This window comes from Nostoc sp., from assembly GCF_036917465.1.
Lineage (GTDB): Bacteria > Cyanobacteriota > Cyanobacteriia > Cyanobacteriales > Nostocaceae > Nostoc.
In genome coordinates, this window is record NZ_JBALDL010000045.1 from 13,941 (window position 1) to 38,102 (window position 24,162).

Here is a 24,162-nt window from a genome sequence, read left to right on the forward strand (position 1 = left end):
GTTGTTTGAAAAGTATTTGGCTGTGATTTTAGGCACTTAGAGATCCCCCCTAGCCCCCCTTAAAAAGGGGGGAACCCAAATCAAAGTCCCCCTTTTTAAGGGGGATTTAGGGGGATCTGAAATGTTTTGCTACCAACGAGAGGACTTTTCAAACATCCTCTCAACTTCCTGCACCAAAAACTTCTCCCAGAGTTAAGCGGGTTCCATTAACAAAATCCCATCCTGACTGGGGACGTTTCCCAGCTAGCTGAACCTCTCGTAACAGCAACAAACCTTCCCCAGTTTGGACAATCGCCCCTATTCCTTTGACAATGCTCACTACAACTCCTGGTATGTCTGATGCATTTGACAAATCAGGCAATTTGTGAATTAATTCTTGTAATTCTGGTGGCAGATTGCGTAGACGCGGAGCGGCTTGTCGCCAGACATCGCTTACACAACCAAGGGGAGCCGAAGCGGTGATTCTCAACAAGTTGTTACGAAAGGTAGCCGTGCTGTTAGGGTAAAAGCCTCTAATTTGATTGTGTAATTGGATAGCGCTTTTTGACCAATCCAAACCATAATCTGCTTTTTGAATCAGAGGTGCATAAGTAGCTGACAAATTATCTTGGGGAATTGGTTGAATTTCCTGGCGTTCCAACTTCAGCAGAGTTTCCACCAACAAATCTCCACCGAGCGCAGCTAGTATGAAAGCTAAATCTTGAGTATTATCCAGTAATCCGATAGGTGTAGTGGCTATTTGTAGCATTGGCCCGGTATCCATCCCCACATCCATTAACATGGTTGTGATCCCCGTTTCACTCTCACCGTTATACAAACACCACTGAATCGGTGCTGCACCGCGATATTTGGGTAAAATCGAGCCATGTACATTAATGCAGCCCAATTTTGGCATCTTTAAGATTTTTGCCGATAAAATCTGTCCATAAGCGACAACAACAAACACATCTGCGTCTAATTCTTTGAGTTTGGTTAAAGTTTCAGTGTCTTTTTTCACCCGTTCTGGTTGGAATACTGGTAAATTGTGAGCAGTAGCGATCGCTTTTACAGGTGTTGGTGTAAGTTTATTTCCCCGTTCCCGGCGTTTATCTGGTTGAGTAACAACTGCCAATACCTCAAATTCCGAATGATTCAATAACTTTTCCAAAGTGGGCACAGCAAACTGGGGTGTACCAAAAAATACAATTTTCATTAATAATTAGCTGTTAATCGTTAGTCATTAGTTAATGGTAAATAATATCGGCTGTTTGGTGGTACAATATTTTCGTATTAGTCAAACCAAAAGGCTGCAAAATTTAACTTAATAGTTAAGTTGACAAGTGTAACAGGTAGCATAAACTCGATCTGCCTTTGGTGAACCTAATCGTTTAGTGGTGTTTCGTCACGAGCCGCTAGAGCATCTACCAAGTAAATTTTGTTGTGTTCCCGATTGTTTTGCCCAAATTGGAATTAAGTGCAGTTTGGTTTCTGAGAAACTATTGCGTCTTATAGCTATTTTTGTAGTTGAGATTGCAATTTATAGTTTGGGTTGCTGACAGCAGTTTTTTCTGAGTATGATTTATTATGCTTCTGCTTTCCCCAATTCTCACGTAACGCCTCACATTTACCATTTTGAGGGTTTGCGCTGTTATATTGAGTGTGTAATCTGGGTTGTTTTTTGTGTACTAGCGATCGCTAGTACGATCCCCAATAACTAGGTTATTTCATTTTTGATTGCCAGCGTCATCGCCTCAACTATAACTTGCACGTTCCTTGACTAATACCTATTTTTGGTGTAGTCAAGTATAGCAATAGCAAGATTAAATATCGTGTAGTAATTACTGAGTTCTCAGCATATTTACTATACTCTCATATTTTTGCAAAAAAATATTCAGTACCTGAGTAAGAAAAGGTGTGGACAATGATACTTAATTTTTGTAAAACTCTGCAAACTTTGAAAGGAATATCTCGTCAAAGTTTTTAGTTTATTGTTATACATATAATTACTGCCTGCCCCATTGCTGCATAGGTATTGCTTCTCACATAGCAACCGCCCCTCTAGAGAGTCTACAAATGCTTAAAGCCCTTTTGCTGTCAGGATGGTTCCGCGCACAACCATTTCTCAATTACGTTGTCGTTGTGATACTGATTGCACCCTTGCTAGGGGCATCGGCTCACTTGTTCCCTGTAAAATCCGAAGTAGCTAAACTAACTTCGATGACTGGAGATTCTGACTCTGTACCAAAGGAAATAGCTGTAGTTGGGGAACCTGAGAACGCTGAAATATTAAAAACAGATCAAATTGACTCTTTAACAGAAGAATTTGACTCTATACCAACACAAAGTCCTGCTGTCCAGGAACCGCAAGTATTACCAGCAGATAAAATTCATTCCTTTGCTCAAGCAGATAGTTCTTTCTCAAACAGCGATTTAACTGTTCCTGATACTTTGGCAGCAGTTGAACTCGCACCATTAACAGATGTTCCTGTTAGTCAGCTTAATTTAGTACAAAAACTCAAAGCCGCTAATATCAAGTCTTTGGGAGAAACAAAAAATTCTCTTTTGAGAGAAAAATTTTTAACTGAATCATTAACAGCAACTCAAGTAGCACCAACTATTAGAGAATCACAACCAACCACAACGACTGAAATACGTGTTGTGGAACCAGTTAATGAGTCCCAAGCAGAACAAATAGATCCCATTGGTAGTCCTCATCCGATTCCTTGGAAATGGATTACAACGACTCAAGAAGCAATTGCTTCCAAGGGTGGTTCTGGAGTTCGTCACTACCGCAGCGTACCTGTAGTTTCTCCAGATGGTAAATATGCTGTTTATAGCCGGGTGCAACTAGAAGTAAAACCCGAAATGTACAACAGCCGTGTTACTAGCGTTCTCTTTGTCCAAGATATGCAAACTAAGAAGTTGTGGGTAATGGCTTCAACTACTCCTGTTAGCGATCCTTTATTAAAGGTAAAGGCTTTAAAGGGTGCGTCGTCAGAAGAAACTCAGACAAGTGGCAAAATTGGGGTATTAGTTCCAGTAAGCTGGTCAGAAAAAGGCGATCGCTTTTTAGCACGCAAGTTTGAAGGTATATTTAACACAGGCGATTCTACAGATAGTGCAGTGATTTGGGATCGGCAAAAAAATCAGGCTAATACAGTTGCTCCTGTTAGTCAGGAAGAACATGAAAAAATTGCCGTGTTGTTAGGTTGGAGTAAAAGCCAACCAGATCGTGCGTTGTTTCGTGCAGGTGAATTGGGCGAGGAAAACTGGCCTTTAATGCAAGTTGCTAATGATGGCAAGACTGTAACGACAACAGATGACGATCAGCCCATTACTTTTGGTAAAAAGGTTACAGAAATTTGGGCAGGCCCACAAGTTGCTTACCGATAATTTATTAAATATTTTATATACTCCCGTTGTCGTCACTGGCGACAACGGGATTTTTTTGGCGCTGCATAAAATAGGGATGATTCTTGTGGGGTGGGTATCTTATCTTGCCCTCTCAAAAGTAAAACTACTGTCCCACAAAGGTTTCAACGTCAGGTTAAGCATTGCCCAAAAATGGAGAAAGTCTAGCTTAGACTGTAGACGCTGTAATCCACAGCCTACAATACTTTTGACCCCAATTAGTCAGAATTGCTTGACCAGGTTTTTTGAAAATTTTACTTTATCAATTTCTGTTATGTTACGAGAAAAGCATCAACCTGTACAGACTTTGTGTACAGGTTAAGCGAGAATGTACTTAATTCAATTTACAAGTAAAAACGGAACTTTTGATACTTATGGTTTCTGCTAGTTATACTTACACGCAAGCACGAGAAAAGCTGTCTGAACTGTGCCAGAAAGTTACTTCAGAACGCGATTTTGTAATTATTACACGTCGTAATGCTGAAAATGTAGCTTTAATAGCTGTTGATGAACTTTCTAGTATTCTAGAAACTGCTCATCTTTTACGTTCTCCCCGTAACGCTGAACGTTTGCTAACAGCTTTAAATCGAGCTAAATCAGGAGTTGTGAAATCTCAAAGCTTGGATGAGCTTAGTAAGGAGTTAGGATTTGACCAAAAAGAAGAACCTCAAAAACCAATCAAAACAAGAAATTCCAGCAACTCCAAAGCAAAGAAAAACAGTATTTCAACCTGAATTTTTAGAAGACTTAAAATTTGGGCTGGAAAATGATCAACGAGTTACCCTTAAAGTTTTGGATCTTGTCAAAGAGACTTGCCGAGATCCTTTTAAGGGGAAAGGTAAGCCCGAACCTTTAAAATATTTAGATCCTAATACTTGGTCTCGCCGTTTAACACAAGAACATAGAATTGTATATCTTGTAAAAGATGATGAAATAAATTTTTTATAAGCTCGTTATTATTATTAACTATTTATTATCCCAAAATATAAGTACCATTATTTAGTTTTGCGTAGCTTGCAGCCGTAGGCATCGCCTAAGACTTCCAACACTCCAAAAATATCTACTTGGTGACAAGCCATCCTCAAAATCCTAGCGGCTGAGTTATAAGTGGGTATGCAAAAATATTTATGTTAATTTAATTTTGTATAAATACTCAGCTAATTAGAAGAGTGATAAGGAAATCAGTTTGCTTATTGCTTCTCAACCAGAGTGCGTATATCCCAAAAATCAATATAGTGACTTCCTGCCACGGATCTAATTTCTTCTGCTACTATACCATTTGTTGACATAACAAAAAAGCGTTTGCCTCTTGCCCTTAGAAGCTGAAGGGGGCGTTCAAAATCACCATCACCACTGATTAAAACAGCCATATCATAATGATCAATAGTGTTAAACATATCTAGCACTATTTCGACATCTAAGTTTGCTTTTTGTTTTGTAGTCCCATCAGAAAGCAGAATATTCTTTAAAGTTTTTGTGACCAATGTATAGCCCATAGTTGGCAATGCTTTTAAGTAACCTTCCTGTTTAGCTACTGGAGGAGCATCTACACCCATATAATAAAACGCATCAACCAATTCGCCTTTTGTTCTTACAAAATCCAAAATTTTCTTTGGGTCTGCCCACCACCTCAAACAATCTCTCTGCATATAGAAGAAGTTTGCACCATCTAAGAAAAGGGATACTCGTATTTATTTACGTAGCTTGTTGGACAAGACTAGTGTACCCTTAGTTGATTATTTTGTAACACTTAACTCAAAAGCGTTCGCCTGTTGTCCTATTCCTCTAAAAAGTCGCTGTATAACCCATTAATTACAGCAACCAATGTCCCTATATTTAGCAATACTCATAGCTTCATAACGAGCCGTAACTGTAGCGAATCGTATAATTTTTGACCTACATCGACTTTTAAAAGATCCTCTAAGATTAAAACTAATAAAGACTTATTTATCACCCCTTTCCCATTCAGGGATGGCTCCTTTGACTCGGCGGATGGGCAAATTAGCAATTAAAGCTGTAGTTCGTTGGTTGCTTTCTAAGGAGAACTCCAAGCCCTCTGTCTCAATTTCGACATAGCGACAGACTACATCTAGGATTTCTTTCCGCATTTTTTCCAACGTTTGAGGATCTAAGTCAGCGCGATCGTGAGCAATCACCAATTGCAGGCGACGTTTAACTTGAGTTCGACTGCTATCAGGGCCGCGAGAAAAAAGTCTTTCTAGAAGTTCAATCATTACAAGTAGGTCTGGCGCGGAGACTGGAAAAGTAAGTTAAACAATCTTAGTCCTGAACAACCTTCGTATACGGGCGAAGATGCTGTCTTGGGACGAGTCGATCTCCAGAAATTCGACACTTTCCCCTTCTAATCTACGAGCAATGTTCTCAAAGGCTGTTGCAGCTAAAGATGGATTATCAGCTAACACTAAGGGTTCGCCGCGATTGGTAGATACAATAACACGCTCGTCGTCAGGGATTACCCCGATCAGGGGAATGGCGAGAAGTTCCTGAACATCTTGCACTGACATCATATCATTTGCCTGCACCATTGCGGGTCTAATGCGGTTAATTATTAAATGAACACGCTTGATACCTTGTGCTTCTAGTAACCCAACGACCCGATCGGCATCACGAACTGAAGAAATTTCAGGCGTGCTGATAACTAGCGCCTCTTTTGCCGGGCCGATCGCATTTTTAAACCCATTTTCAATACCGGCGGGGCTATCGATGATCACGTACTGATACTTTTGGGCTAGGGCATTCACCAGTAACTTCATTTGTTCTGGTGTGACTGCATCTTTGGAGCGATTTTGGGCTGCCGGCAGGAGTACAAGATTGGGTTGGCGCTTATCTTTCACCAAGGCTTGTTCTAAGCGGCACTCTCTGGCCAAGACTTCCACCGCAGTATAGACGATGCGGTTTTCCAGCCCTAGCAGCAAATCCAAATTTCTCAGACCAAAATCCGCATCAACCAAGGCAACTTGACGACCCATTTTGGCTAAAGCCATGCCCAGATTTGCTGAAACTGTGGTTTTACCCACTCCTCCTTTACCGGAGGTAATCACTATAATGCGAGTCATGATAGAAATGCGGTCAATGAGGGTTCAGGAAATATAAAACTGTAAATTGCAGTATAAAGTATGAAGTATCGTATCAAGTATGAAGAAATATCTGATCTCCCTGATTCGGGCGAAGGATGAATATTTTTTTATTGCGATGTCTGGCGACAAGCTGCTTTGCATCTACGCTCAGTCGTGTGAAATACATAACGCTTGGGGAAAGGCATTAGAGTAGTGTATTCCATCTACATGAAAACCGCTATATTTCATCCTTCATATTCTTCATCTTTTAGGTAAATATTCAGGGCTGCTAATTGCTCTTAGTAAATTGGTTTCTGGAAAAATCACTAGCCCTAGCGATGCGAATCCCTTGAGGCATAATATGTGCCACTTCTGGAGAAAATTGCATCGGTAATTTTTCTGGGGCCCTAGCTACAGCATCAGCGATCCGCAATTGGGTAGGTTCCATTTGCAAAGCCATAATCAGACACTCACGATTGCCTCCGGCCCCAGCATGAGCAATTCCACGTAGACGACCCCAGATAATGATGTCTCCATCTGCAATTACAATACCACCTGGGTTTACATCTCCCAAGATAATTACTGTCCCAGGATGACGAATTTCTACTCCAGAGCGGACTGTTGTTTCTAGATAAAGGGCATCTGCCTGGGGTGTAGCTGTAGCTTCTGGTTCTGTACTTAGGGAAGTTACGGGCTGTAATTGTTCTACAGAATAGCCGGATGTGACGGCTGCGATCGCAGTTTGCCGCCGACTTGTGGAGACGGACATTAGCCGCAGTTCGACTTCACTTAAAGCCTCGGCGAGTTCTTGGAGTTGTCTGGCATCTACTAAGCGGTCTTGTGCCATGAGATGCACAGGTGTGTTAGATACACGGAAGCGATCGCCTGCATTCAGGCGTTGCCTGATTTGTTGCCAAATATCAGACCAACTGAGTTCTGAGGCAGACACTTGAGATTCTGGGGGCAAAATTAATAAAAGTCGTCCCTCCTTACTTTTTATCTGGACTTGAGTATTGTCATTTACGCGATACCCTGATACTGCCGACTCATTGGGATTTGAATCAGTCAGGATAAAATCATCTGATGCGGTATCAGGATTTGACTCTACATCTGGGTTAGCAGGATTTGGTTCTACATCCCCAAGGACAGTATTTGATTTTAAATAAAGGAGGACGGATTTTAACTCCGCATCAGGGGGGATAGGATCTGACTCTACATCAGAAACAGTAGGATTTACCTCTACCTCCGAAAGGATAGAGTTTGATTCTGCATTAGGAAGTGCAGAATTTGACTTTAGATTGGGAATTGCAGAATCAGAAGTCATGCAGTACTAGCCAAAAGACAAAGGACACTCCGAATCATTACCAATATTAGATCAGTTGGAAAATCCAACAACATCGTCAGACCAGAAAATGCGGAGCATAGATTACTCCCTTCTCGCCATAAGATGACTTATATCTTCCTTTGCGTTCTTTGCGGTAGTCTTTAGCAAGCCGCTTTGGGTCTACGTAAAAAATTATCTTCTAGCAGAAAGGGTCTAGTTCAGAATTGCGATCGTCACTCAACACTCAAGATTGTTTAGTCAACCTTTGATAAACTGTCCCCAAGGCATCAGCATCACCAACGTTACCTGGAAACAGCACCACAGGCAAATCAGGAAACTGGGGATGATCGGATGGGGTTAACACCATTGAACAACCAGCTAAAATTTGACCGAGTAAACGGGCTGAAGTTAAAGCTAGTCCAGTACTCAAGACATCGTTTGAGGTAATGCCACCCTTGCTAATTAAGAATCCTATATTAGACGGTAAACCACGTACAATATCCATCAATAAACTTGAAACTTTTGCCCCAAACTCCAATCGGGTGTTGACATCTTTAAAATTCAGTTCCTGACGGCTAGTATAAACTACAGGTGTTTTGCCCGCTTCATGTGCCGCGCGTGTACTTTCCTGAATTTCCGTTAGCAGAACCGTAGATTGATTTGCATCATCAAGTAATCGCGCCACATTTACTTCGATTCCCACAGTTCCCTCTACTTGCAATAGCGCCTCTAGCTGTTGAGTAGTCTTTTTCACATGGGAACCAACAATCACCGCACCTGGTTTGCCTTGACGCACGTACTGCGCCATTTTTTCGGCGGCAATGGGTTGGGGTGGTAAAGCGGCCAAAGCCGTTAAAATACTTGCAGCACTGCGAAACAGAAAGCGTTTTCCTTGACTTGCTGCTGCTAATATGTCTACTGCAAAGCGGTTGAGATCGTCTTGAGTTTCACCATCGACAACAGCACACTGATTACCATTAAGTTTTAACAAGCGTTCCAAAGTACCAGCGCGAATATCGGCTATGAGAAACCTTTCTACACCTTCGGTACTAATTCGTCCTTGAGTCTTTTCTTCAACATACTTGGGTAAGTAACTGTGATGGTAGCTGAAGACGGAATCACGGGCAAATTCGGTTTCATGGACTGGGGTGGGGACACCGCCAATAATTAAGTAATGCACACTGTCGAGGGTGATGCGTCCACCCTCTCCTTGAGAGGCTTCGCCAACAAAAAATGCTGGGACGAGAAAATGAGCATCAAAGGGGCCGAGTTCTTTTGCGATCGCATCAGTTTCAACAGGATAATGCCCTCGTAAAGTAGAATCAGAACGGCTAACAATGAGAAAATCCTCAATTCCTTCAGCATCCAAGGCGATTTTCAGGTTCTGGCAAACTTGTTTGGTGACAGATGCAGCTGACTCTGGCGTTAGGGATCTAGTATTTGTCAGCACAAAGAAAATCGGCGAATCATCCTGCAATCCAATGCGTAAAGTATCCACATCCCAGTGCATTAACAGCAAGCAGCTGTGGACTGTTTGAGAACCTGTAGGGTCATCATCCAGGACAATTATTTTGGGTTTGTTGCTCATTTAAGTCAACGGGGCGATTGTTTTTAGGAAATTCATCAGTCAAGAAAAACTCTACTCAGCCTTTGTGCAATTTTCTGATTTCTGCTTGCACATCAATCGCAATTTGCAATGATTGATTTAGTAGTTGAGCATATTCGCCTGCTTGACTACTAAGTTGTAAAGCTTCCAGACTGGCTAAATTATTCACAAATAACTCTTGGTTATTAGCAAGCAATTTTTTATTATCCCGCAAAATTCGTTCCGTTTTCAAAGCACGGACTAAATCTTCTCTAATCAGTTGCAGGGCAGAGGTGACTTTATCTCGGTCATGGATGCTGCTTTCTACGTTTCCTGATGCTGCCAATTGGTCATTAATATCTATAGCGCTAATCAGGTCATGATATTTATCAACTTCATCTAAAAGTATTGTCAGTCCTTCGGGACAGGTCAATTGTCGCCACAGCCATCGCCCCATTAATATCGGTATTGGCACTAAAATTAGTAAAAGAATTCCTAGTCGAATTGAAGAACCAATTGTTGGCAGAATAATAAATGCATAAATAAAGCCCACAATTATGGGTGTTAGCGCCAGCGTCACCAGCATTTCATTGAGGAAAAACCCTAATCGCTTCTTGCTATCTCGCAAAACAGAGGGACGGAAAACGTCTTCAGGATCGAATCCAGTCAAACGTCTCAATTCCCCCTTACTAATTTCCAAGCCTATTAAGTCCGGCTGCACGGATTGATACTCCTTGAGGAAGCGCGAGTTGCGTATTTATTTTAATCGGGTTTGGCTTGATGATTGTGGTTATATTCAGGAAACCAGTTTTCATCTAAGATTTGTTCTAAAGAACCAATGGGTATCAAAGGGAATATGTCAATGGAAAGTTGAGAGCGATCGCTTGCTTCTTTCCTTGCGTCTTGATAAGATTGGTCAAATATTTCTAAAATGTAAGGCTTTAAGCTAGGACTATCTTTAAGAGCTTTTTTTATATCTCTGCGAAAAGTCCTAATTTCTCCTTTCCAATATCCTTGATTACGTTCTCGTTCATTATCCCAGCACTTTAGTTTTAGTAGATGTTCAAGAAGCTTAATTAATAAACTTTCAATTGTTCGCTTATGGCTTCTACCCATAGTTTCTAATTCTTCTAACAAATTATCTAAATCCACAGATAAAAACTGACCAGTACGAAGTTGGTTTATAGTTGTCATCAGCCACAGGTAATAATCTTGGTCGTATAAGGTTTGAGTTGTTGATTGTATTATTGATTTGACCATACACTACCTGAACTCCTACTATTTTTTTTAATTTAGCTCAATTGAGCTTCAATGCAATTGGAAGCCCAAGTTGCGTATTTATTTTAATCGGGTTTGGTGTAGATGAATTTCTTTAGCCAGAGCGACTTAGGATAAACGCCAACTTAGTGTGACTCGCACTTGTCCATCAGGTAAAAATAACATCTCCCATGTACCACCCGGAAGTTCAGAAGCAATCGCATCCATCATTTTAGTGCCATAGCCACCTTTTTTGCGTCTACAGGTGGTATTTTTTACCATTGAGGTGTCGATATCGTTGGCGATCGCTAAAATACATCTGTCCCCCTCTTGCCCTAAACTAATACACACTTGGGTAGCAGTACCGTGAGGTGGTTGGGCGTGTTGAATCACATTATTCAATGCTTCGCCCAAAAAGCGATAAATTTCCTCTCGGTGTTCAATCCAAACACTGTTTAATTCTGGTTCTTGGAGAGGCTGAAGTTCTGTAATCACTCTTAAAGTTAACTTTCCAGACTTAACTAAATCTTGCAGCGTGGCGCTAATTCCTACATCTAATCCTTGTCGTAGTGCTGGAGTCACCTCCATTTTCTCAGCTAAACTACGAATGTTAGATAATTTCTCCCTAATTTCCTGCCCTAAAGCTGCCAACTTGTTTAAAATTGCATCTACATCTAAATCAGATTCCAATTCAATTTTGTCCATCACCAGTTTCAAATCTTGCAAAGCTCCATCATGGATATCACAAGCAGTGCGATGAAGGATTTTGCGTGTGCGGGAAAGAATAGCTTCTTGTTCAGCCGCCTTTATTTGGCTAATTTGATAGTTTTGTAGAGTAATAACCTCTTTTTGTCGTCCCAAAATCAAATAGACAAAAACAGATATTCCGGTTGCTGTCCACACCAATAAAGGCAAAATAATTGCTAATATCCAATTATATTTATAGGCAATTAAAAATACTCCCAAATAACCTGAAAAGATTGCCAAAACTAGCCCTAATAAACGCCAATTGCGATAATTATAAACACCAAAAGTGAGCAAAAATGCCCCGAAGATAACGATTATTAACTCTATCCATTGCGGCGGAATTTGTAAAAAGGAATCTGTCATCAAACTGGCCATGAGATTGGCCTGAATTTCTACGCCGGCCATGCTGTCGCCTTTCGGCGACAGCATGGCCATTGTGTGTATGTTGTTCCCTTCTGCAAAACCAATAAAAACGACTTTATGGCGTACTTGTTGAGATAGTTGACTATGAGACACAACCAAACATTTTTTATCTTTACTAGGCTGACAAATAGATGTCAGTTCCAGAGAAGGAAAAGTCCCCGCCCTACCCCAAAAGTTAATCTCTACCTGACTTGGGATTTTAGTAAATCGTGAGGATAGAGAAACTTTTTGCTCTTGCTTTTCAAACTTTTCTAAAGCTAGAAGTGCAGCAGATTTAAAAGTTTTAACTTGATTGATTTCTTCCGATACAGAGAATCGACCAACTAAGTGAGCGCGACGAGCAGTGCTACTTAAAGCGCGAGGAAGTTCTGCTTCTGATTCATATTCAAAAAAGCCCTGAATAGTCTCAGGGGGTATTAAAGGTTGAAGTTGCTCACCATCAAAAGGGAGAAGATGATTATAGATTAAAAACTTTGGTTTATTATAATTAGAGATTGAATTGGTGCGCGTCACTAAAACAAGTTGATTGCCATGATTTTGCACCAAATTTTTTAGAGGTCTATTTATTGGCTCAGTAATATTAATTGGGTACTCAAAATCTTGTGGTTCTCGCCAGTCATTACGGAGGTTCAAAACCACAACAGATGCACCTGCTTCTAAAAGATTGTTGACTAAATCTGCATAGAAAACTCGCCCTAAAGATAGCTTTTGATTTGCTAAATCCTTTCTTTGAATTTTAACCAAAATAATTTCTTTAGGCGGATATTTTGGGTGATGCAGTCTCAGCAAAATATCTTGAAGCTGTAACTCCAATTTTTGAACTAAAGGAATTTGGGAGAAAATGAAATTGTAAAATACACTGCAACTAATTCCTAAACTCAGAAATTTAATTTGCCAACCTTTACTCCACAACATTTGGTTATGCTGAAACGGCGGTTCATTCATTATTCAGATACCCGACTTCTTAGAGAAGTCGGGTATCTAGTTGCAACATTACTTTGTAAACTTGGCTAATAACTCTTCACGAGATAATTGCAAAAGGGAAGGAGTGAATTCTTCTCTCGTCATGGCAATTACTCGATCAATAATCATTGCTAATTCTGAATCAACTTCTCCAAAACGTACTTGTAGAATACTTTCAATCATAGCGCGACGTTCTCTTAATAAACCTTCTTGTCGTCCTTGTTGTTCTCCTTCTTGTCGTTCTTGTTTTTTTATTTCTTCTAATTGTTGTTGATACATTTCCGATAATTTCATAATTAACTCCCGATCATCTTGATCGATATCTCGTTCTTTTTCTTGACGTGCAGATAACACAGCAATTAGGTCATGTACTAATTGTATTATATTGGTCAGGAAAGGACTATTATCAGACAGTGCTTCTAATTCTTCTACTGCTTGCCTTTGTACTTTTCCTCTACCTAAGATTCTCAAAAAAAGTGTTTCTGGTGTACTGGGTAGTTGATGAATGGCAATAATTACAGTTTTTATTTTTAATCCTTTTCCCAGTAAATAAACCCCTTGACCCCAATTTCTCTCATGTACAGTGACATTAAAACTTTCTAGGATGTCTACTGATGCTGTAGGAGTAAAAATCCATAAATAGGGTAATTCTTCTTCATTTATTCGTGTATTATTGCGTTTTGCTTGCCGTTCTAGGTCTGCATGGATGTCAAATAATTTACCAATGCAACTGCGAATTTCACTTTTGCTGACAGGATTGCGGAATGGTTCAAATATGGCATAACTTGAATTTGTAGCCATTCTTCCTAGCAGTCCTAGTGTTTCTATTCTGTCTAGAGATGACGATGCAGGAGTAAATAATACATCAATTTGCCTAACTTCTGAGGTAATATCTTTGCTCATGTCTACTTGACCATAAGGTGTTAATAGTTCTGTGAGATATTGTTTGGCAAATTGGTCATGGATAAAACGAGTCATTCAATTCTAATTTGATTTAATGAGGAAAAAATTAATTTAATATTTTGTTGATGCGCGATTAAATCGCAATACCCAAACCTCCGACTTCTGACATCAATTTATAATTTATTTACGGATAGTCAGGGATCTTATTGTTCAAGGCTTATTATTAATTAGTTGCTCCACAACATCTGGTTACGATTTGGGAAAGAGACGATAGCGAATAATCCGATAGGGATTATTTTGAGACAAGCTGACTCCTAACTCCTTCCCTGTTTGGACAAACTGCCAAGTTCCAGCATTCAGCTTTACAGTTCCATTGATATCTGTAGAGTTATTTAGCTGAAATGGTGGTTCATTTTTTGAGGGGCCAGAGAGAAATTCCACATTGTTGTCTTTAACCTCTAATTTTAGACCAACTGTGCCACCTTCACCGGCACCACTGACAATTTTGCCTGTTCCTGACCAAATTTGTTGAGCAAAGGCGGGTGAATTGAGTCCCCACAGCAAAGATACTGTGGTGAGAATGATATGATATGCAATCTTTGTATGGGGAATTTCATAACTCAAGTCTGAACAGGTGGATAAATGATGTTCTCACACTTATCAGAATTGGGTTTTTAGATGGGTTCGTAAGTCTGCAAATTAATTTGCGGGAGTTCGCAAAGTTTAGTGCGGTGATGCTCGTTGATTTTCTTGGTGGGTAAAACTAATCTCAGTAAAAGCAACAGATTAGCCCTTAATGGCGATCGCAATGTCAATCAATAACTTAGCAATTCACAGTAATTTTTTTTGAGTAACAAGCAAATGATTAAAAACATCAAGTCATCAAAAAAGTTATTTATTTTGTCTGGGCTGTCAGTAGTTCTATCAGCTTGTATTTTAAGCACAGGTTCCTCTCTACTACCGCCTTCCATTAGCTCAAGTGCCTTAGCCCAAAACCTTCAACCATCGAGTCAAGTTGTTTCCAGTCAGGATGATTTTCGAGGTTGGAGTTGGGATGGTAGAACAGCTTCGTATGTAGCACTTGAAAATGGAAAAACTGTTCTATACGTTCGCTCTTTCGATGGCAAAAGATTTGGTACTTTACCTTCACCATAGAGGGTTTTTACAGTGCGATCACTGATTTTGTAGGGTGCTAGTTTCCCAGATGACACAATCATTTTATGCGATCGCACTTCCTAGTATATTCAGATCCCCGACTTCTTGAAGAAGTCGGGGATCTAGTCTCCCAGATGAGATGATGATTTTAGGCGATCGCTCTATTTTATTTACAAGTGAGCAATAATTGAATCACGAGTCATTTCAATATAAGAGTGACTATTAAATAACTCCACCAAGGATTGCAAGTTAGCTGTGAATAATGCTTCTAACTCTAAGTTATTAATATTACCTGCTGTGACAAGTAGTAATTTGTAAGGCTCTTGAATTGTCAAAAAAGAATTTAAAAAATCAGAATCCTTGGTAATTACTATACGATTATCCCGTATTGAAACGGCATTGATTTCTGTATCTGACGTAGCATTTTTGTTAAGTAAATCTTTTGTATGGATTGTATCATAACCCGCAGATTCTAAAAATCGAGCCAGTCGAACAGGCAATTGAGCATCGACAAGAAATTTCATGAAGCAATTTTATATATACTTTTAACTTGGCTCAAGCGAACGGCAAATTGGAGAGATGCGAGAATATCTTCCCGTTCTAAATCGTCATAATCTGCTAAAATTTCATCAATTGTCATGCCAGAGCTAAGTAATTCGAGTATCAATTCTACAGGATAACGAAGTCCCCTAATACAAGGCTTGCCGTGGCAAATGTCAGGATTATAGGTAATGCGTTGTAAAAGGTTGCTGCTCATATTGTTGTTTTTTTCAAAGCATACATTTATATAGTCTAGTTTATATCCCCAACTTCATAAAAGTTGGGGATATAGGGAAAGCGATGCCTACGGGGGTAAACTAGGCACTTTTCAATGCACAATGATTTTGGGCGATCGCACGTTTTTGATTAGATGCAGTGGTGCGATTGCTCTTTTTAAACAACCCAATAAGCAAGTGCGAACTGACTTGTAAGAGATTGTGCTATCAGTCTTTTTGAATAAACCAAAAATCCAGAGCGATCGCACTTCCCAGATATTCAGATCCCCGACTTCTTAAAGAAGTCGGGGATCTAGTAGTCTCTCTAAATAGCTAATAAGATATATTTACAAAACATCTATCTCTGTTATATGATTAGAATGCATTTGTAAAATATTGAGAAACTTATGACTCAGAAAATTACAATTGAAGAAGCTACTAAAAATTTATATAAACTTCTAGAACAAGTGGCTAAAGGTGAGCAATTTGTTCTGATGAAAGAAGGCAAAGAAGTTGCTCGTATTCTTCCTCCTCAACAGGAAAAGAAGGTATTTCCTAATTTAAACTCCTTTAGAAAATCCATAGTTTTAAAAGGGAGTGAAATGAGTACGACGATATTAGAGGAAAGAGAGAATGAAAGATATTGATTTATTTAGATACTAGCGCCATTGTTCCTTATTATGTGCCTGAAAAACTAAGTGATGTTGTTGAACAACTATTACAAAAACAAGAATATCAACGATAGTAATTTCTTCTTTAGTAATCATGGTCTATTTGCTTCCATAATTTTTCGTCTTTAATCATTTTATAGTGTTTTCTAGTTTCCTTAGAGACTTCACTTGTTGGTAAGAGCTATTTGTGGCCAGGTAGATAAAATTTAATTTCAGCTATGCTTACAGAAGTATCGCCTAACCTATGAAAGACAAGCCACTACTATTTATCGTTGTAGAAGATCATCCAGAAGTAGCCCAAAATAACTGCGATTTTCTTAGAAAATTCGACCCCTCTGCTGTTTGTATCATCGCCAACACTCCCCAAGAAGCACTACAACGTATACAAATAGAGACACCAGATTTAATTGTCCTTTATTTACAATTTGTTTCTCCTTCTGACTCTCAGTCAGCTAAATCTTTTTTAGAATTGTTAGAGTTAATTTTTAATGCTTATTCCTCTCTAAATATCCTTACAGCGCTTCCGGCTATTATGCAATACAGTTTTCCTCTTGCCCCTCTTCTCTCACAGCTTTCAGCTTTGAGGATGTACCTCATAGCTGCCGTAAGTGCTGTATATATAGTAGTGAACCGAGTTGGTTGATAAAACTTGTCAAATCTATTAATCATCACTGCGGTGGGTTTGTAGTAGTGAATAAGATGGAACGGCGCAAATCTTTTTTAGAAGGGGTTGAAAGTGCGCTGAATGGAGAATTGAAACTGCCTAGAGAGTTACGTCAAGAATTATACTTGAATGAGAAAGAGTTGGAAGTTCTGAGGCTTTTATGTCATGAATCTTTAACAGATCAAGCGATCGCTCATCGTCTTCACATATCGCTCAGGGCTGTTCAAAATCATATCCAACACCTCAAAGTCAAATTGGGTATCGATGAAGTTGAGCAAAAAGATATCAATTCTCGTATTGCCTTATGTATGACAGCAATTCAGAAAAAACTATTATCATTCTGATTTAGATTGTGGTTTTAATAATACACTAATGGCGATTCTAGTTATTTGGTAGCGATCGCCTAGTACAAGCAATATAGTCTAAAAAACTACTATAGTAAATTGAGATGCAATAGTGTCTATTTTAGACTAACTATATTCGTCAACTAAAATTTGGAACATCTCATATTCCCTAATAGCATCAAAATCAGGATCAGTTTTAGCAAGTTCTAATCTATTTGATTCAAGTTTGATTGATTGTTTTAGGTTTTCTATTGCTAGAGTTACATTCTTTTGTAGTGCGTAACAACAGGCTTTGTTATACCAGCAATCAGCACTATCAGATTTAATTTTAATTGCTTGATCGTAGACAACTAACGCCTCTTCATAACGTTGCAATTTAATCAAACTGCCACCTTTATTATTCCAGCCATTGATGTTATCTGGCTTTAATTCAATAACTTTTTCGTAAGAGGCGATCGCATCTTCATATTGCTGTAAATAATAGAGTGCATTGCCACGATCTAACCAGAAACCATAAAAGTCAGAATAGATTGTAATTGCTCGATTGTATGAGTCTAAGGCTGCTTGATAATTTTTCTGTGCTGCTAAAGCTTGTCCTCTTAACCACCAAGTATTACTATCTTCTGGTCTAATTTCTATCACCTTGTCATAGGCTGCGCTCGCTTCCTCATAACGCTGTAATTTTGCCAAAGCTTCGCCTTGTTTATACCAAGCTTGATAAAAATCTAACTGAATTGCGATCGCTTGTTTATATGCTGCTAAAGCTTCTTCGTCGCGTCCTAAATCTGTAAGAGCAATACCCTGATAGTACCAAGTGTTTGAATCATCAGATTTGATTTCCAAAGCTTTTTTATATGAATCAACTGCTTCTACATATCTTTGCAAAAAATAAAGTGAATAACCGCGTAAATACCAAGCACTAGAGTAGTCTGGTTGAATTTTAATTGCTTGATCGTAGGAGGCGATCGCTTCGTCATGTTTGTTTAAACGATAAAGTGCATAGCCCCGCCGATACCAAGTATCAGCATTTTTCGGTTTATTCTTAATTATTTTGTCGTAGCAAGCGATCGCCTGCTCATATTGTTGCGATGAGACTAATTTATCAACTTGTTTTTGTAACTCTTGGCTTTTATCTCTAAATATCCATAAAACTAAAACTAATCCGATAACTAAATACCGCGAATTCTCTCTAAATATTGCATTAGCTAAAACAGTTAAATTTTCTGGGAGATGAAGATATTCGCTAATTGTATGAGTGAAATTCCATAAAAATTGATTAAAAGGTCTGCCAAACCATAACAAACCAATCAATATCCAAATTCCATATTTAGCAACCTTATTGATTTGCTGTTGAATTGGTTGTGGCAGCCACGGTTCGATAATTCCATAACCATCTAGGGCAGGAATAGGTAATAAATTAATCAAAACGACATAGATGTTTAGGGAAATTATATAAGTTAGGGCAGTAATCAAAGCAAATAAAACTGAATTTGGATTTTCGAGAACTAAAGCATCCCAACCCAATTGAAAAGGCATTGATAGCAGGTAAGCTAGAATCAAATTGGCAATTGGGCCAGCAGCCGAAACCGCACTTTTCCATTTGCGATCGCGTAATCGACTGTGATTAATATAAACTGCTCCCCCAGGTAGAGCAATACCGCCAATGAGGAGAAAAAATAACGGCATCATCAAACTCAAACTCGGTTCGGTATATTTGAGTGGGTTCAAGGTCAAATAGCCCTTATCTCTGACAGAAGTATCACCACCCCAATATGCTACTATTGCATGGCCAAACTCATGCAAACATAAAGATAATATCCAACCAAAACAGATAAAAACTACTACTAGCCACATAATTATAGATATCTCGTAAAAATCCTGGTTAGTCTTTGATTGTATTGGCTTTCACTACAAGTTTAAGTAGAGCGGAGTAAATAATACTCATAATACTTACTTAATAGAAAATCATCAGTGAGCGATCGCCTAAAATTTTGCCCACTGATGATTTATTCTCCCTCATAAATTGTCGCTATCAACAATTAAGGATAAAGACCCCTATCAGTCAATGCCTGAGCGACTCTACCCACTCCTAAAGTGTAAGCTGCTAACCTCAAAGAAATTTGCCGCACTTTCGACTGGTGAATCACCCGATGGTAGGCTTGTACCATCAAATGCTCCATTTCACGGTTGACACGTTCCTCATCCCAAAATACGTAAGAAAGACCCTGCACCCACTCCAAATAACTGACTACCACACCGCCAGCATTCGCCAAGATGTCTGGTAGCACTATGACACCCCGCGCTTCTAACGCCAAATTAGCCTCAAGAGTAACTGGCCCGTTAGCTGCTTCTGCAACAATTTGCGCTTGCACCTGATTCACATTTTCTTCTGTGATCTGGTTTTCTAAAGCTGCTGGTATTAAGACATCGCAGGGTAAAGTTAATAAATCTGCATTGCTAATTGGTACAGATTGCGGGAAACCTACAATACTCTTACGGTTTTCAGCAGCATAGATTTTCAACGCCGGAATATCAAGACCAGTTTCGGAAAATATTCCCCCAGCACCTGTTGAAACAGCAATAATTTTCGCGCCTGCTTCATGTAGTAATTCAGCTGCGGCACCACCGACATTACCAAAACCCTGAATAGCTACTCGCACTCCTACCAAAGATTTACCTTGCTCTGCCAACGCCTCACGCACAATAATCATCGTGCCGCGTCCAGTTGCCATTTCTCGCCCCAACGAACCACCAATGGAAAGTGGTTTTCCAGTCACAACCCCTGGTACAGCATGACCGACATTTACAGAGTAAGTATCCATCATCCAAGCCATTTCACGGGCTGAAGTACCCATATCTGGCGCAGGAATATCTACGGAAGGCCCAATATCTTTAATCAACTCGCTGATATAACGGCGGCTGATTCGCTCTAATTCGCCAACACTGTAGCGTTTTGGATCTATAGCAATGCCACCCTTCCCACCACCATAAGGAATACCTAACAATGCACATTTCCAGGTCATCAGCATTGCTAAAGCCGATACTTCGCGCAATGTCACAGATGGATGATAACGAATTCCGCCTTTGTAGGGGCCTAAAACATCGGAGTGCTGTACCCGGTGTCCAGCCAAAACCTGTATTTCCCCGTCATCTAGTTTCACGGGAATGGAAACTGTGACAACCTTACGCGGATGGCTGAGGATTTCCAGTAAACCTTGATTTAAATTTAATTCTTTAGCTGCTGCTTCTAAGTAGCTACAGGCTTGGTCAAATGGACATATATGCGCTGGAGAAGCAGGTTCTAGCGGTAGCGCTGATTTTGAAATCATAAAATTTTCTCCTAATCACGGTATCTTTACGAACCGGATATCATTCTGTAACTAGCTTATCCTTTTTTTTTTGAAAAATAGGAATTTTGTAGTTTTTGTTACAGTTTTATATTTCATATTTTGCTATTAAGATTTAGCTAGCGCGATCGCTGCATTCTGTCCACCAAAGCCAAAACTCAAACATAATACTTGCCTAATTTTACTTAGACGCGCTGCTGTAACGATATCTAAATCAAATTCTGACTGCTGCAATCCTACACAAGGTGGTAATATTTGATGCTTCAATGCCATGAGAGAAAAAGCTACACCTAAAGCCCCCGATGCTCCTAGTGTATGGCCTGTGCTTCCTTTGGTAGAACTAACTGCAACCCTTTGGGGAAACAAACGCTGGATTACCATACTCTCCATCTGGTCATTTAGCTGGGTTGCTGTACCATGAGCATGAATGTAATCGATATCGCTTGGTGATAGACAACTACGTTCTAAACATTGTTTGATAGATGCGATCGCACTTTTCCCTTCAGGTTGCGGTGAATTACTATGATATGCGTCGTTAGTTAAACCGAAACCGAGAATTTCACCATACACTTTTGCTTGACGCTGTTTTGCCAACTCTGCGGATTCCAAGACAAACACAGCTGCGCCTTCACCCAAAACTAAGCCTTCTCGGTGCAAATCAAAGGGATAAGCCCCAGTTTTCGCTAAAGCACCCATCTGCTGAAACCCAGCTAAAGTTAAGGGTGTAATTGGTGCTTCCACTGCACCTGCGATCGCTCGTTGACATTGCCCAGTTTGTATAAGTAAAGCTGCTTGGGCGATAGACCAAATTCCAGTCGCACAAGCTGCCATCGGTGCTAAAACTATACCTGATGCACCGATTTGTCTTGCAGCTGCGATCGCATTGATATGAGGTAATATATCTAGCCAATTTCCCAAATCAGAAACGGGGAAATTTTCCGCATCTTCATACATTAGCCGCGCCAGCTTCTCCCAAGATGCTTGATAAGAGCGACTCGATCCAATAACTACAGCACAATCAGCTAAAGGTGTAACTAACCCAGCATCTTGCAAAGCAGAAGCAACAACTATCTGAGTTAACATTGTCAACTCAGATGGTTGTTGAGAAATCAAACCTAGAGGAAGTGGTTTTAGTTCTGGAAATGGTTGATGTAACCTAATTCCAGATTTACCTGCTAGCAAATTTTGCCAACTATCCTCTAAGCTTCCACCCAAGGCGGAAATTAAACCAATACCAGTAACACAAACCTTAACCAATTTGGAAATTAGGGGTTAGGAGTTGGTGTTTTCAGGTTTTCAGCCCCTTGGGTGACTTTCGCGGATTCAATGCGATCGCCTTGCTGAATTTTGTTCACGACATCAAAGCCTTGAGTGACATTGCCAAACACGGCGTAGTTCCCATCCAAAAAGGCTAGATCCGCCAAAGCAAAGTAAAACTGAGCAGAAGCGGAGTCTGGTGCTTGCGATCGCGCCATCGCTACTGCACCCTGTTTATGGGGCAATACGACGGGTTGAGCAGTAGCATCAAATGGTTTATTATAAATCGGAGTATCTGAACCCTTCACCTTAACTTCTAAAGGTATATAGCGAGCATTTCCCGTTTTTGGGTCAATATAGCTACCGGTTCCCAGTTGATCTGCTGGAACTTTTGGGTCTTTACTTTTGGGATCGCCCCCTTGAACTACAAACGGTTGGGGTTCGCGGACAACTCGATGAAAAGCTAAACCATCGTAAACACCCTTCTGCACTAAATCTACGAAGTTGCCAGCTGTAATGGGGGCATCAGTGCCATCTACGTCGATAGTGATAGGTGAACCTTTAACCGTTATCACCACAGTAGCCTTGCCTTCAAGACGTGGTAAACCAGCGATTCCAGGAACACTCTCACTACTAGTTTGAGATACAGATGTTGCTTCAGTAGTCGTCTGGGTAGTCGAGGTAGCTGTCGAGGTTGGAGAAGATGTATTAGAAGCTACCTGCTGTGTTGAACAGCCTCCGAGCATCACAGCACCGATAAGCACAAGAGAAAGCAAAAATTGTGAAATTTTTAACCGCATTGCCAGTTACTGATTTAACCAGAGTATCTTAATCGTTTTGAGGGAGATTGGCGACTGGGGATTGGGGATTAGGGACTGGGTAATGGCTAATGGGGGATGAGGATGATGGCCAAGAGTTCTATTGATTATTACCCAATTCGCAGTCCGCAGTCCCCAGTCCCCAGTCTCCAGTCCCTTACAATCCTTCTAGTGACACTCCCAAAAAGCGGGCTAACTTTGCACCTTCTGTTTCCAACTCTGTTAAAGATAACGGTTGTCCAACCCGTGTTAAGGGAATATCTCGCCGCCCTTTAATGCGTAGATAGAGGGCGCGTAGGGGATTAAGACCTTCTTTGACGGTTATTCGCACAGATTGCACATCTTCTATACGGCTATCAATTTCAATTCGGCGGTTTTTGCCAGGAAAACCCCAACGGAAGATTTTGATTGTGCCAGTTTCCTGATTAAATTCGTTGTAACCGCCACCTACATCCAATACAATCACTAGCCATAGGTATGTGGACAATAACAAGCCAGCAGTGCCATATAACCCCATCACCAATCCTTGGGGGACAAATACCAGTTGAGTTGGATCGGAAACTATGAGTAAATTAACTTTTAAATAGCTAGATATCCCAGCTAGTAAAAAACCGCTTGCTCCCAAGGTAACGATAGTTGCCCACCAGTAGTTACTCAACCGACGAGAACCGAGAACATTTTGATGCAGGAGGCGATCGCCTTTGTTAATCGTTGTTGATGTCGTCATTGAACTACCATTGCCTGTGAGATACTCGCTCTGACATACTCGCACACTGAATGCTTGCTTATTTTACCAAATATCGTTGACAAAAACTCAGCTGCCCTCCTCCCTCTTCCTGCTACCGATATAATTTGTTTGTTAGCGCACGCTACATAATATTGCCTGATAGAAAGTTCTTTCCCCTGCCCCATGCCTCTCTTTGACATCGGGAATGAGTTACCTATCTACGTCCATCTAGACTAAATTTTCTTACATTTCTGAGAAAAGTTGTGTCAAATTGTAAAATTTCTGATATTCATATTATTTATAAGGTTCGTGTTTCATGCCTAATTTGCTTCTGTGTATCAGGCAAAAACCCTGAGTAGTATGATAAGTTAAGAATCATTAAGTTACCACAAGCTAGATTGCTAGCCGATGGTACGTGTAATGGCATAAAGAGAAATGCTGATTTCGCAGATGAGCAAATTCTCAGAATCTCAGTTGCTTTTAAGCTATTGAGATTGCCAAAAAAACGTTAATTTCTAACGGCGGCGGGTTGCATTGGCTCTCCGTAATGCCTTAGAAACGTTGCAATTTTAGTAAAAAGAGGATTTTAGTCCGATGACCATCGCAGTTGGACGTGCGCCCAGTAGAGGGTGGTTTGACGTTCTAGACGACTGGCTCAAGCGCGATCGCTTCGTATTCGTAGGTTGGTCAGGGATATTACTATTCCCTTGCGCCTTCCTAGCACTAGGCGGTTGGCTGACCGGCACCACCTTCGT

At 40.2% G+C, this 24,162-nt stretch carries 25 protein-coding genes and 1 pseudogene; 8 read left to right on the forward strand and 18 right to left on the reverse strand.

All coding sequences use genetic code 11. The features are described 5' to 3' along the window. Positions 1–160: 160 nt before the first annotated feature. Positions 161–1,192: a methionyl-tRNA formyltransferase gene (gene fmt / locus V7K38_RS09430; protein WP_334857270.1), complete on the reverse strand. Its 1,032-nt coding sequence runs from the start codon at positions 1,190–1,192 to the stop codon at positions 161–163. Positions 1,193–2,052: 860 nt separating this feature from the next. Here fmt and V7K38_RS09435 point away from each other — a divergent pair. From V7K38_RS09435 to V7K38_RS09445, 3 genes are all read left to right on the forward strand, one after another. After that, entirely contained in the window at positions 2,053–3,372 is a 1,320-nt protein-coding gene (locus V7K38_RS09435) for a hypothetical protein (protein ID WP_334857271.1), read from the forward strand. Between the two features lie 392 nt (positions 3,373–3,764). Next, entirely contained in the window at positions 3,765–4,124 is a 360-nt protein-coding gene (locus V7K38_RS09440) for a type II toxin-antitoxin system Phd/YefM family antitoxin (protein ID WP_229467859.1), read from the forward strand. Continuing rightward, entirely contained in the window at positions 4,039–4,338 is a 300-nt protein-coding gene (locus tag V7K38_RS09445; RefSeq protein WP_334857274.1) for a Txe/YoeB family addiction module toxin, read from the forward strand. The genes V7K38_RS09440 and V7K38_RS09445 overlap by 86 nt, the downstream gene beginning before the upstream one ends. 242 nt (positions 4,339–4,580) lie before the next feature. On the opposite strand, the gene V7K38_RS09450 is transcribed toward V7K38_RS09445, so the two are convergent. The 10 genes from V7K38_RS09450 to V7K38_RS09495 all read right to left on the reverse strand — a co-directional run bounded on the left by V7K38_RS09450 (position 4,581) and on the right by V7K38_RS09495 (position 14,293). Continuing rightward, positions 4,581–5,081: a LabA-like NYN domain-containing protein gene (locus tag V7K38_RS09450; RefSeq protein ID WP_334857304.1), complete on the reverse strand. Its 501-nt coding sequence runs from the start codon at positions 5,079–5,081 to the stop codon at positions 4,581–4,583. 252 nt (positions 5,082–5,333) lie between these two features. Beyond that, positions 5,334–5,624, reverse strand: a complete 291-nt coding sequence (minE, locus tag V7K38_RS09455; protein ID WP_323199038.1) for a cell division topological specificity factor MinE — start codon at positions 5,622–5,624, stop codon at positions 5,334–5,336. Between the two features lie 36 nt (positions 5,625–5,660). Beyond that, positions 5,661–6,467: a septum site-determining protein MinD gene (minD, locus tag V7K38_RS09460; RefSeq protein WP_334832052.1), complete on the reverse strand. Its 807-nt coding sequence runs from the start codon at positions 6,465–6,467 to the stop codon at positions 5,661–5,663. A 289-nt stretch (positions 6,468–6,756) separates the two neighbouring features. Continuing rightward, positions 6,757–7,791 carry a septum site-determining protein MinC gene (gene minC, locus V7K38_RS09465; protein WP_334857277.1) on the reverse strand — a complete coding sequence of 345 codons (1,035 nt, stop codon included), beginning with the start codon at positions 7,789–7,791 and terminating at the stop codon, positions 6,757–6,759. Between the two features lie 244 nt (positions 7,792–8,035). Continuing rightward, the gene (locus V7K38_RS09470) at positions 8,036–9,379 is read right to left on the reverse strand and encodes a four-carbon acid sugar kinase family protein (protein ID WP_334857278.1); all 1,344 of its coding nucleotides are present in this window, start codon (positions 9,377–9,379) and stop codon (positions 8,036–8,038) included. 55 nt (positions 9,380–9,434) lie between these two features. Further along, entirely contained in the window at positions 9,435–10,097 is a 663-nt protein-coding gene (locus tag V7K38_RS09475; protein WP_334857279.1) for a hypothetical protein, read from the reverse strand. 41 nt (positions 10,098–10,138) lie between these two features. Continuing rightward, the gene (locus tag V7K38_RS09480) at positions 10,139–10,636 is read right to left on the reverse strand and encodes a DUF29 domain-containing protein (RefSeq protein WP_334857281.1); all 498 of its coding nucleotides are present in this window, start codon (positions 10,634–10,636) and stop codon (positions 10,139–10,141) included. 126 nt (positions 10,637–10,762) lie between these two features. Continuing rightward, a complete protein-coding gene (locus V7K38_RS09485) occupies positions 10,763–12,748 on the reverse strand; it encodes a CHASE2 domain-containing protein (protein WP_334857282.1) in 1,986 nt (661 codons plus the stop codon). A 48-nt stretch (positions 12,749–12,796) separates the two neighbouring features. Next, a complete protein-coding gene (locus V7K38_RS09490; RefSeq protein WP_334857283.1) occupies positions 12,797–13,744 on the reverse strand; it encodes a hypothetical protein in 948 nt (315 codons plus the stop codon). Between the two features lie 174 nt (positions 13,745–13,918). Further along, entirely contained in the window at positions 13,919–14,293 is a 375-nt protein-coding gene (locus V7K38_RS09495; protein WP_334857285.1) for a hypothetical protein, read from the reverse strand. A 237-nt stretch (positions 14,294–14,530) separates the two neighbouring features. Here V7K38_RS09495 and V7K38_RS09500 point away from each other — a divergent pair, with 237 nt between their 5' ends. Then, entirely contained in the window at positions 14,531–14,824 is a 294-nt protein-coding gene (locus V7K38_RS09500; RefSeq protein WP_334857287.1) for a hypothetical protein, read from the forward strand. Between the two features lie 170 nt (positions 14,825–14,994). On the opposite strand, the gene V7K38_RS09505 is transcribed toward V7K38_RS09500, so the two are convergent. Together V7K38_RS09505 and V7K38_RS09510 are read right to left on the reverse strand one after the other, a co-directional pair. After that, entirely contained in the window at positions 14,995–15,348 is a 354-nt protein-coding gene (locus V7K38_RS09505; protein WP_334857288.1) for a DUF5615 family PIN-like protein, read from the reverse strand. Next, positions 15,345–15,581: a DUF433 domain-containing protein gene (locus V7K38_RS09510; protein ID WP_334857289.1), complete on the reverse strand. Its 237-nt coding sequence runs from the start codon at positions 15,579–15,581 to the stop codon at positions 15,345–15,347. The genes V7K38_RS09505 and V7K38_RS09510 overlap by 4 nt, the downstream gene beginning before the upstream one ends. Before the next feature lie 405 nt (positions 15,582–15,986). Between V7K38_RS09510 and V7K38_RS09515 the strand changes: the two genes are divergently transcribed. The 3 genes from V7K38_RS09515 (at position 15,987) to V7K38_RS09525 (ending at position 17,258) form a co-directional block, all read left to right on the forward strand. Then, positions 15,987–16,226 (forward strand): type II toxin-antitoxin system Phd/YefM family antitoxin, encoded by a 240-nt coding sequence (locus V7K38_RS09515; protein WP_334857291.1) that lies wholly within the window; start codon positions 15,987–15,989, stop codon positions 16,224–16,226. Positions 16,227–16,494: 268 nt separating this feature from the next. Further along, a complete protein-coding gene (locus V7K38_RS09520) occupies positions 16,495–16,893 on the forward strand; it encodes a hypothetical protein (protein ID WP_334857293.1) in 399 nt (132 codons plus the stop codon). Positions 16,894–16,949: 56 nt separating this feature from the next. Next, on the forward strand, positions 16,950–17,258 hold the full coding sequence (locus tag V7K38_RS09525; RefSeq protein WP_334857294.1) for a response regulator transcription factor: 309 nt from the start codon (positions 16,950–16,952) through the stop codon (positions 17,256–17,258). Positions 17,259–17,384: 126 nt separating this feature from the next. Here V7K38_RS09525 and V7K38_RS09530 read toward each other — a convergent pair whose 3' ends face one another. From V7K38_RS09530 to V7K38_RS09550, 5 genes are all read right to left on the reverse strand, one after another. Further along, the gene (locus V7K38_RS09530; RefSeq protein WP_334857295.1) at positions 17,385–19,112 is read right to left on the reverse strand and encodes a tetratricopeptide repeat protein; all 1,728 of its coding nucleotides are present in this window, start codon (positions 19,110–19,112) and stop codon (positions 17,385–17,387) included. Positions 19,113–19,297: 185 nt separating this feature from the next. Continuing rightward, positions 19,298–20,587 (reverse strand): Glu/Leu/Phe/Val family dehydrogenase, encoded by a 1,290-nt coding sequence (locus tag V7K38_RS09535; RefSeq protein ID WP_334857296.1) that lies wholly within the window; start codon positions 20,585–20,587, stop codon positions 19,298–19,300. 126 nt (positions 20,588–20,713) lie between these two features. After that, positions 20,714–21,862, reverse strand: a complete 1,149-nt coding sequence (locus tag V7K38_RS09540) for a beta-ketoacyl-ACP synthase (protein ID WP_334857298.1) — start codon at positions 21,860–21,862, stop codon at positions 20,714–20,716. An 8-nt stretch (positions 21,863–21,870) separates the two neighbouring features. After that, positions 21,871–22,662 carry a peptidylprolyl isomerase gene (locus V7K38_RS09545; protein ID WP_334857299.1) on the reverse strand — a complete coding sequence of 264 codons (792 nt, stop codon included), beginning with the start codon at positions 22,660–22,662 and terminating at the stop codon, positions 21,871–21,873. Between the two features lie 175 nt (positions 22,663–22,837). Beyond that, positions 22,838–23,407, reverse strand: coding sequence for a photosystem I assembly protein Ycf4 (locus tag V7K38_RS09550; RefSeq protein WP_334857300.1), 570 nt, complete (start codon positions 23,405–23,407; stop codon positions 22,838–22,840). 594 nt (positions 23,408–24,001) lie between these two features. Between V7K38_RS09550 and V7K38_RS09555 the strand changes: the two are divergent. Next, positions 24,002–24,162 (forward strand): annotated as a pseudogene (locus V7K38_RS09555) (photosystem II D2 protein (photosystem q(a) protein)); the annotation flags it as partial.

Bases quoted from the DNA above. Each gene is read 5' to 3' on its own strand.
- fmt (WP_334857270.1), bottom strand. From the start codon at position 1,192: ATGAAAATTGTATTTTTTGGTACACCCCAGTTTGCTGTGCCCACTTTG.
- V7K38_RS09435 (WP_334857271.1), top strand. From the start codon at position 2,053: ATGCTTAAAGCCCTTTTGCTGTCAGGATGGTTCCGCGCACAACCATTT.
- V7K38_RS09440 (WP_229467859.1), top strand. From the start codon at position 3,765: ATGGTTTCTGCTAGTTATACTTACACGCAAGCACGAGAAAAGCTGTCT.
- minE (WP_323199038.1), bottom strand. From the start codon at position 5,624: ATGATTGAACTTCTAGAAAGACTTTTTTCTCGCGGCCCTGATAGCAGT.
- minD (WP_334832052.1), bottom strand. From the start codon at position 6,467: ATGACTCGCATTATAGTGATTACCTCCGGTAAAGGAGGAGTGGGTAAA.
- minC (WP_334857277.1), bottom strand. From the start codon at position 7,791: ATGACTTCTGATTCTGCAATTCCCAATCTAAAGTCAAATTCTGCACTT.
- V7K38_RS09470 (WP_334857278.1), bottom strand. From the start codon at position 9,379: ATGAGCAACAAACCCAAAATAATTGTCCTGGATGATGACCCTACAGGT.
- V7K38_RS09480 (WP_334857281.1), bottom strand. From the start codon at position 10,636: ATGGTCAAATCAATAATACAATCAACAACTCAAACCTTATACGACCAA.
- V7K38_RS09485 (WP_334857282.1), bottom strand. From the start codon at position 12,748: ATGAATGAACCGCCGTTTCAGCATAACCAAATGTTGTGGAGTAAAGGT.
- V7K38_RS09490 (WP_334857283.1), bottom strand. From the start codon at position 13,744: ATGACTCGTTTTATCCATGACCAATTTGCCAAACAATATCTCACAGAA.
- V7K38_RS09500 (WP_334857287.1), top strand. From the start codon at position 14,531: ATGATTAAAAACATCAAGTCATCAAAAAAGTTATTTATTTTGTCTGGG.
- V7K38_RS09505 (WP_334857288.1), bottom strand. From the start codon at position 15,348: ATGAAATTTCTTGTCGATGCTCAATTGCCTGTTCGACTGGCTCGATTT.
- V7K38_RS09510 (WP_334857289.1), bottom strand. From the start codon at position 15,581: ATGAGCAGCAACCTTTTACAACGCATTACCTATAATCCTGACATTTGC.
- V7K38_RS09515 (WP_334857291.1), top strand. From the start codon at position 15,987: ATGACTCAGAAAATTACAATTGAAGAAGCTACTAAAAATTTATATAAA.
- V7K38_RS09520 (WP_334857293.1), top strand. From the start codon at position 16,495: ATGAAAGACAAGCCACTACTATTTATCGTTGTAGAAGATCATCCAGAA.
- V7K38_RS09525 (WP_334857294.1), top strand. From the start codon at position 16,950: ATGGAACGGCGCAAATCTTTTTTAGAAGGGGTTGAAAGTGCGCTGAAT.
- V7K38_RS09530 (WP_334857295.1), bottom strand. From the start codon at position 19,112: ATGTGGCTAGTAGTAGTTTTTATCTGTTTTGGTTGGATATTATCTTTA.
- V7K38_RS09535 (WP_334857296.1), bottom strand. From the start codon at position 20,587: ATGATTTCAAAATCAGCGCTACCGCTAGAACCTGCTTCTCCAGCGCAT.
- V7K38_RS09545 (WP_334857299.1), bottom strand. From the start codon at position 22,662: ATGCGGTTAAAAATTTCACAATTTTTGCTTTCTCTTGTGCTTATCGGT.
- V7K38_RS09550 (WP_334857300.1), bottom strand. From the start codon at position 23,407: ATGACGACATCAACAACGATTAACAAAGGCGATCGCCTCCTGCATCAA.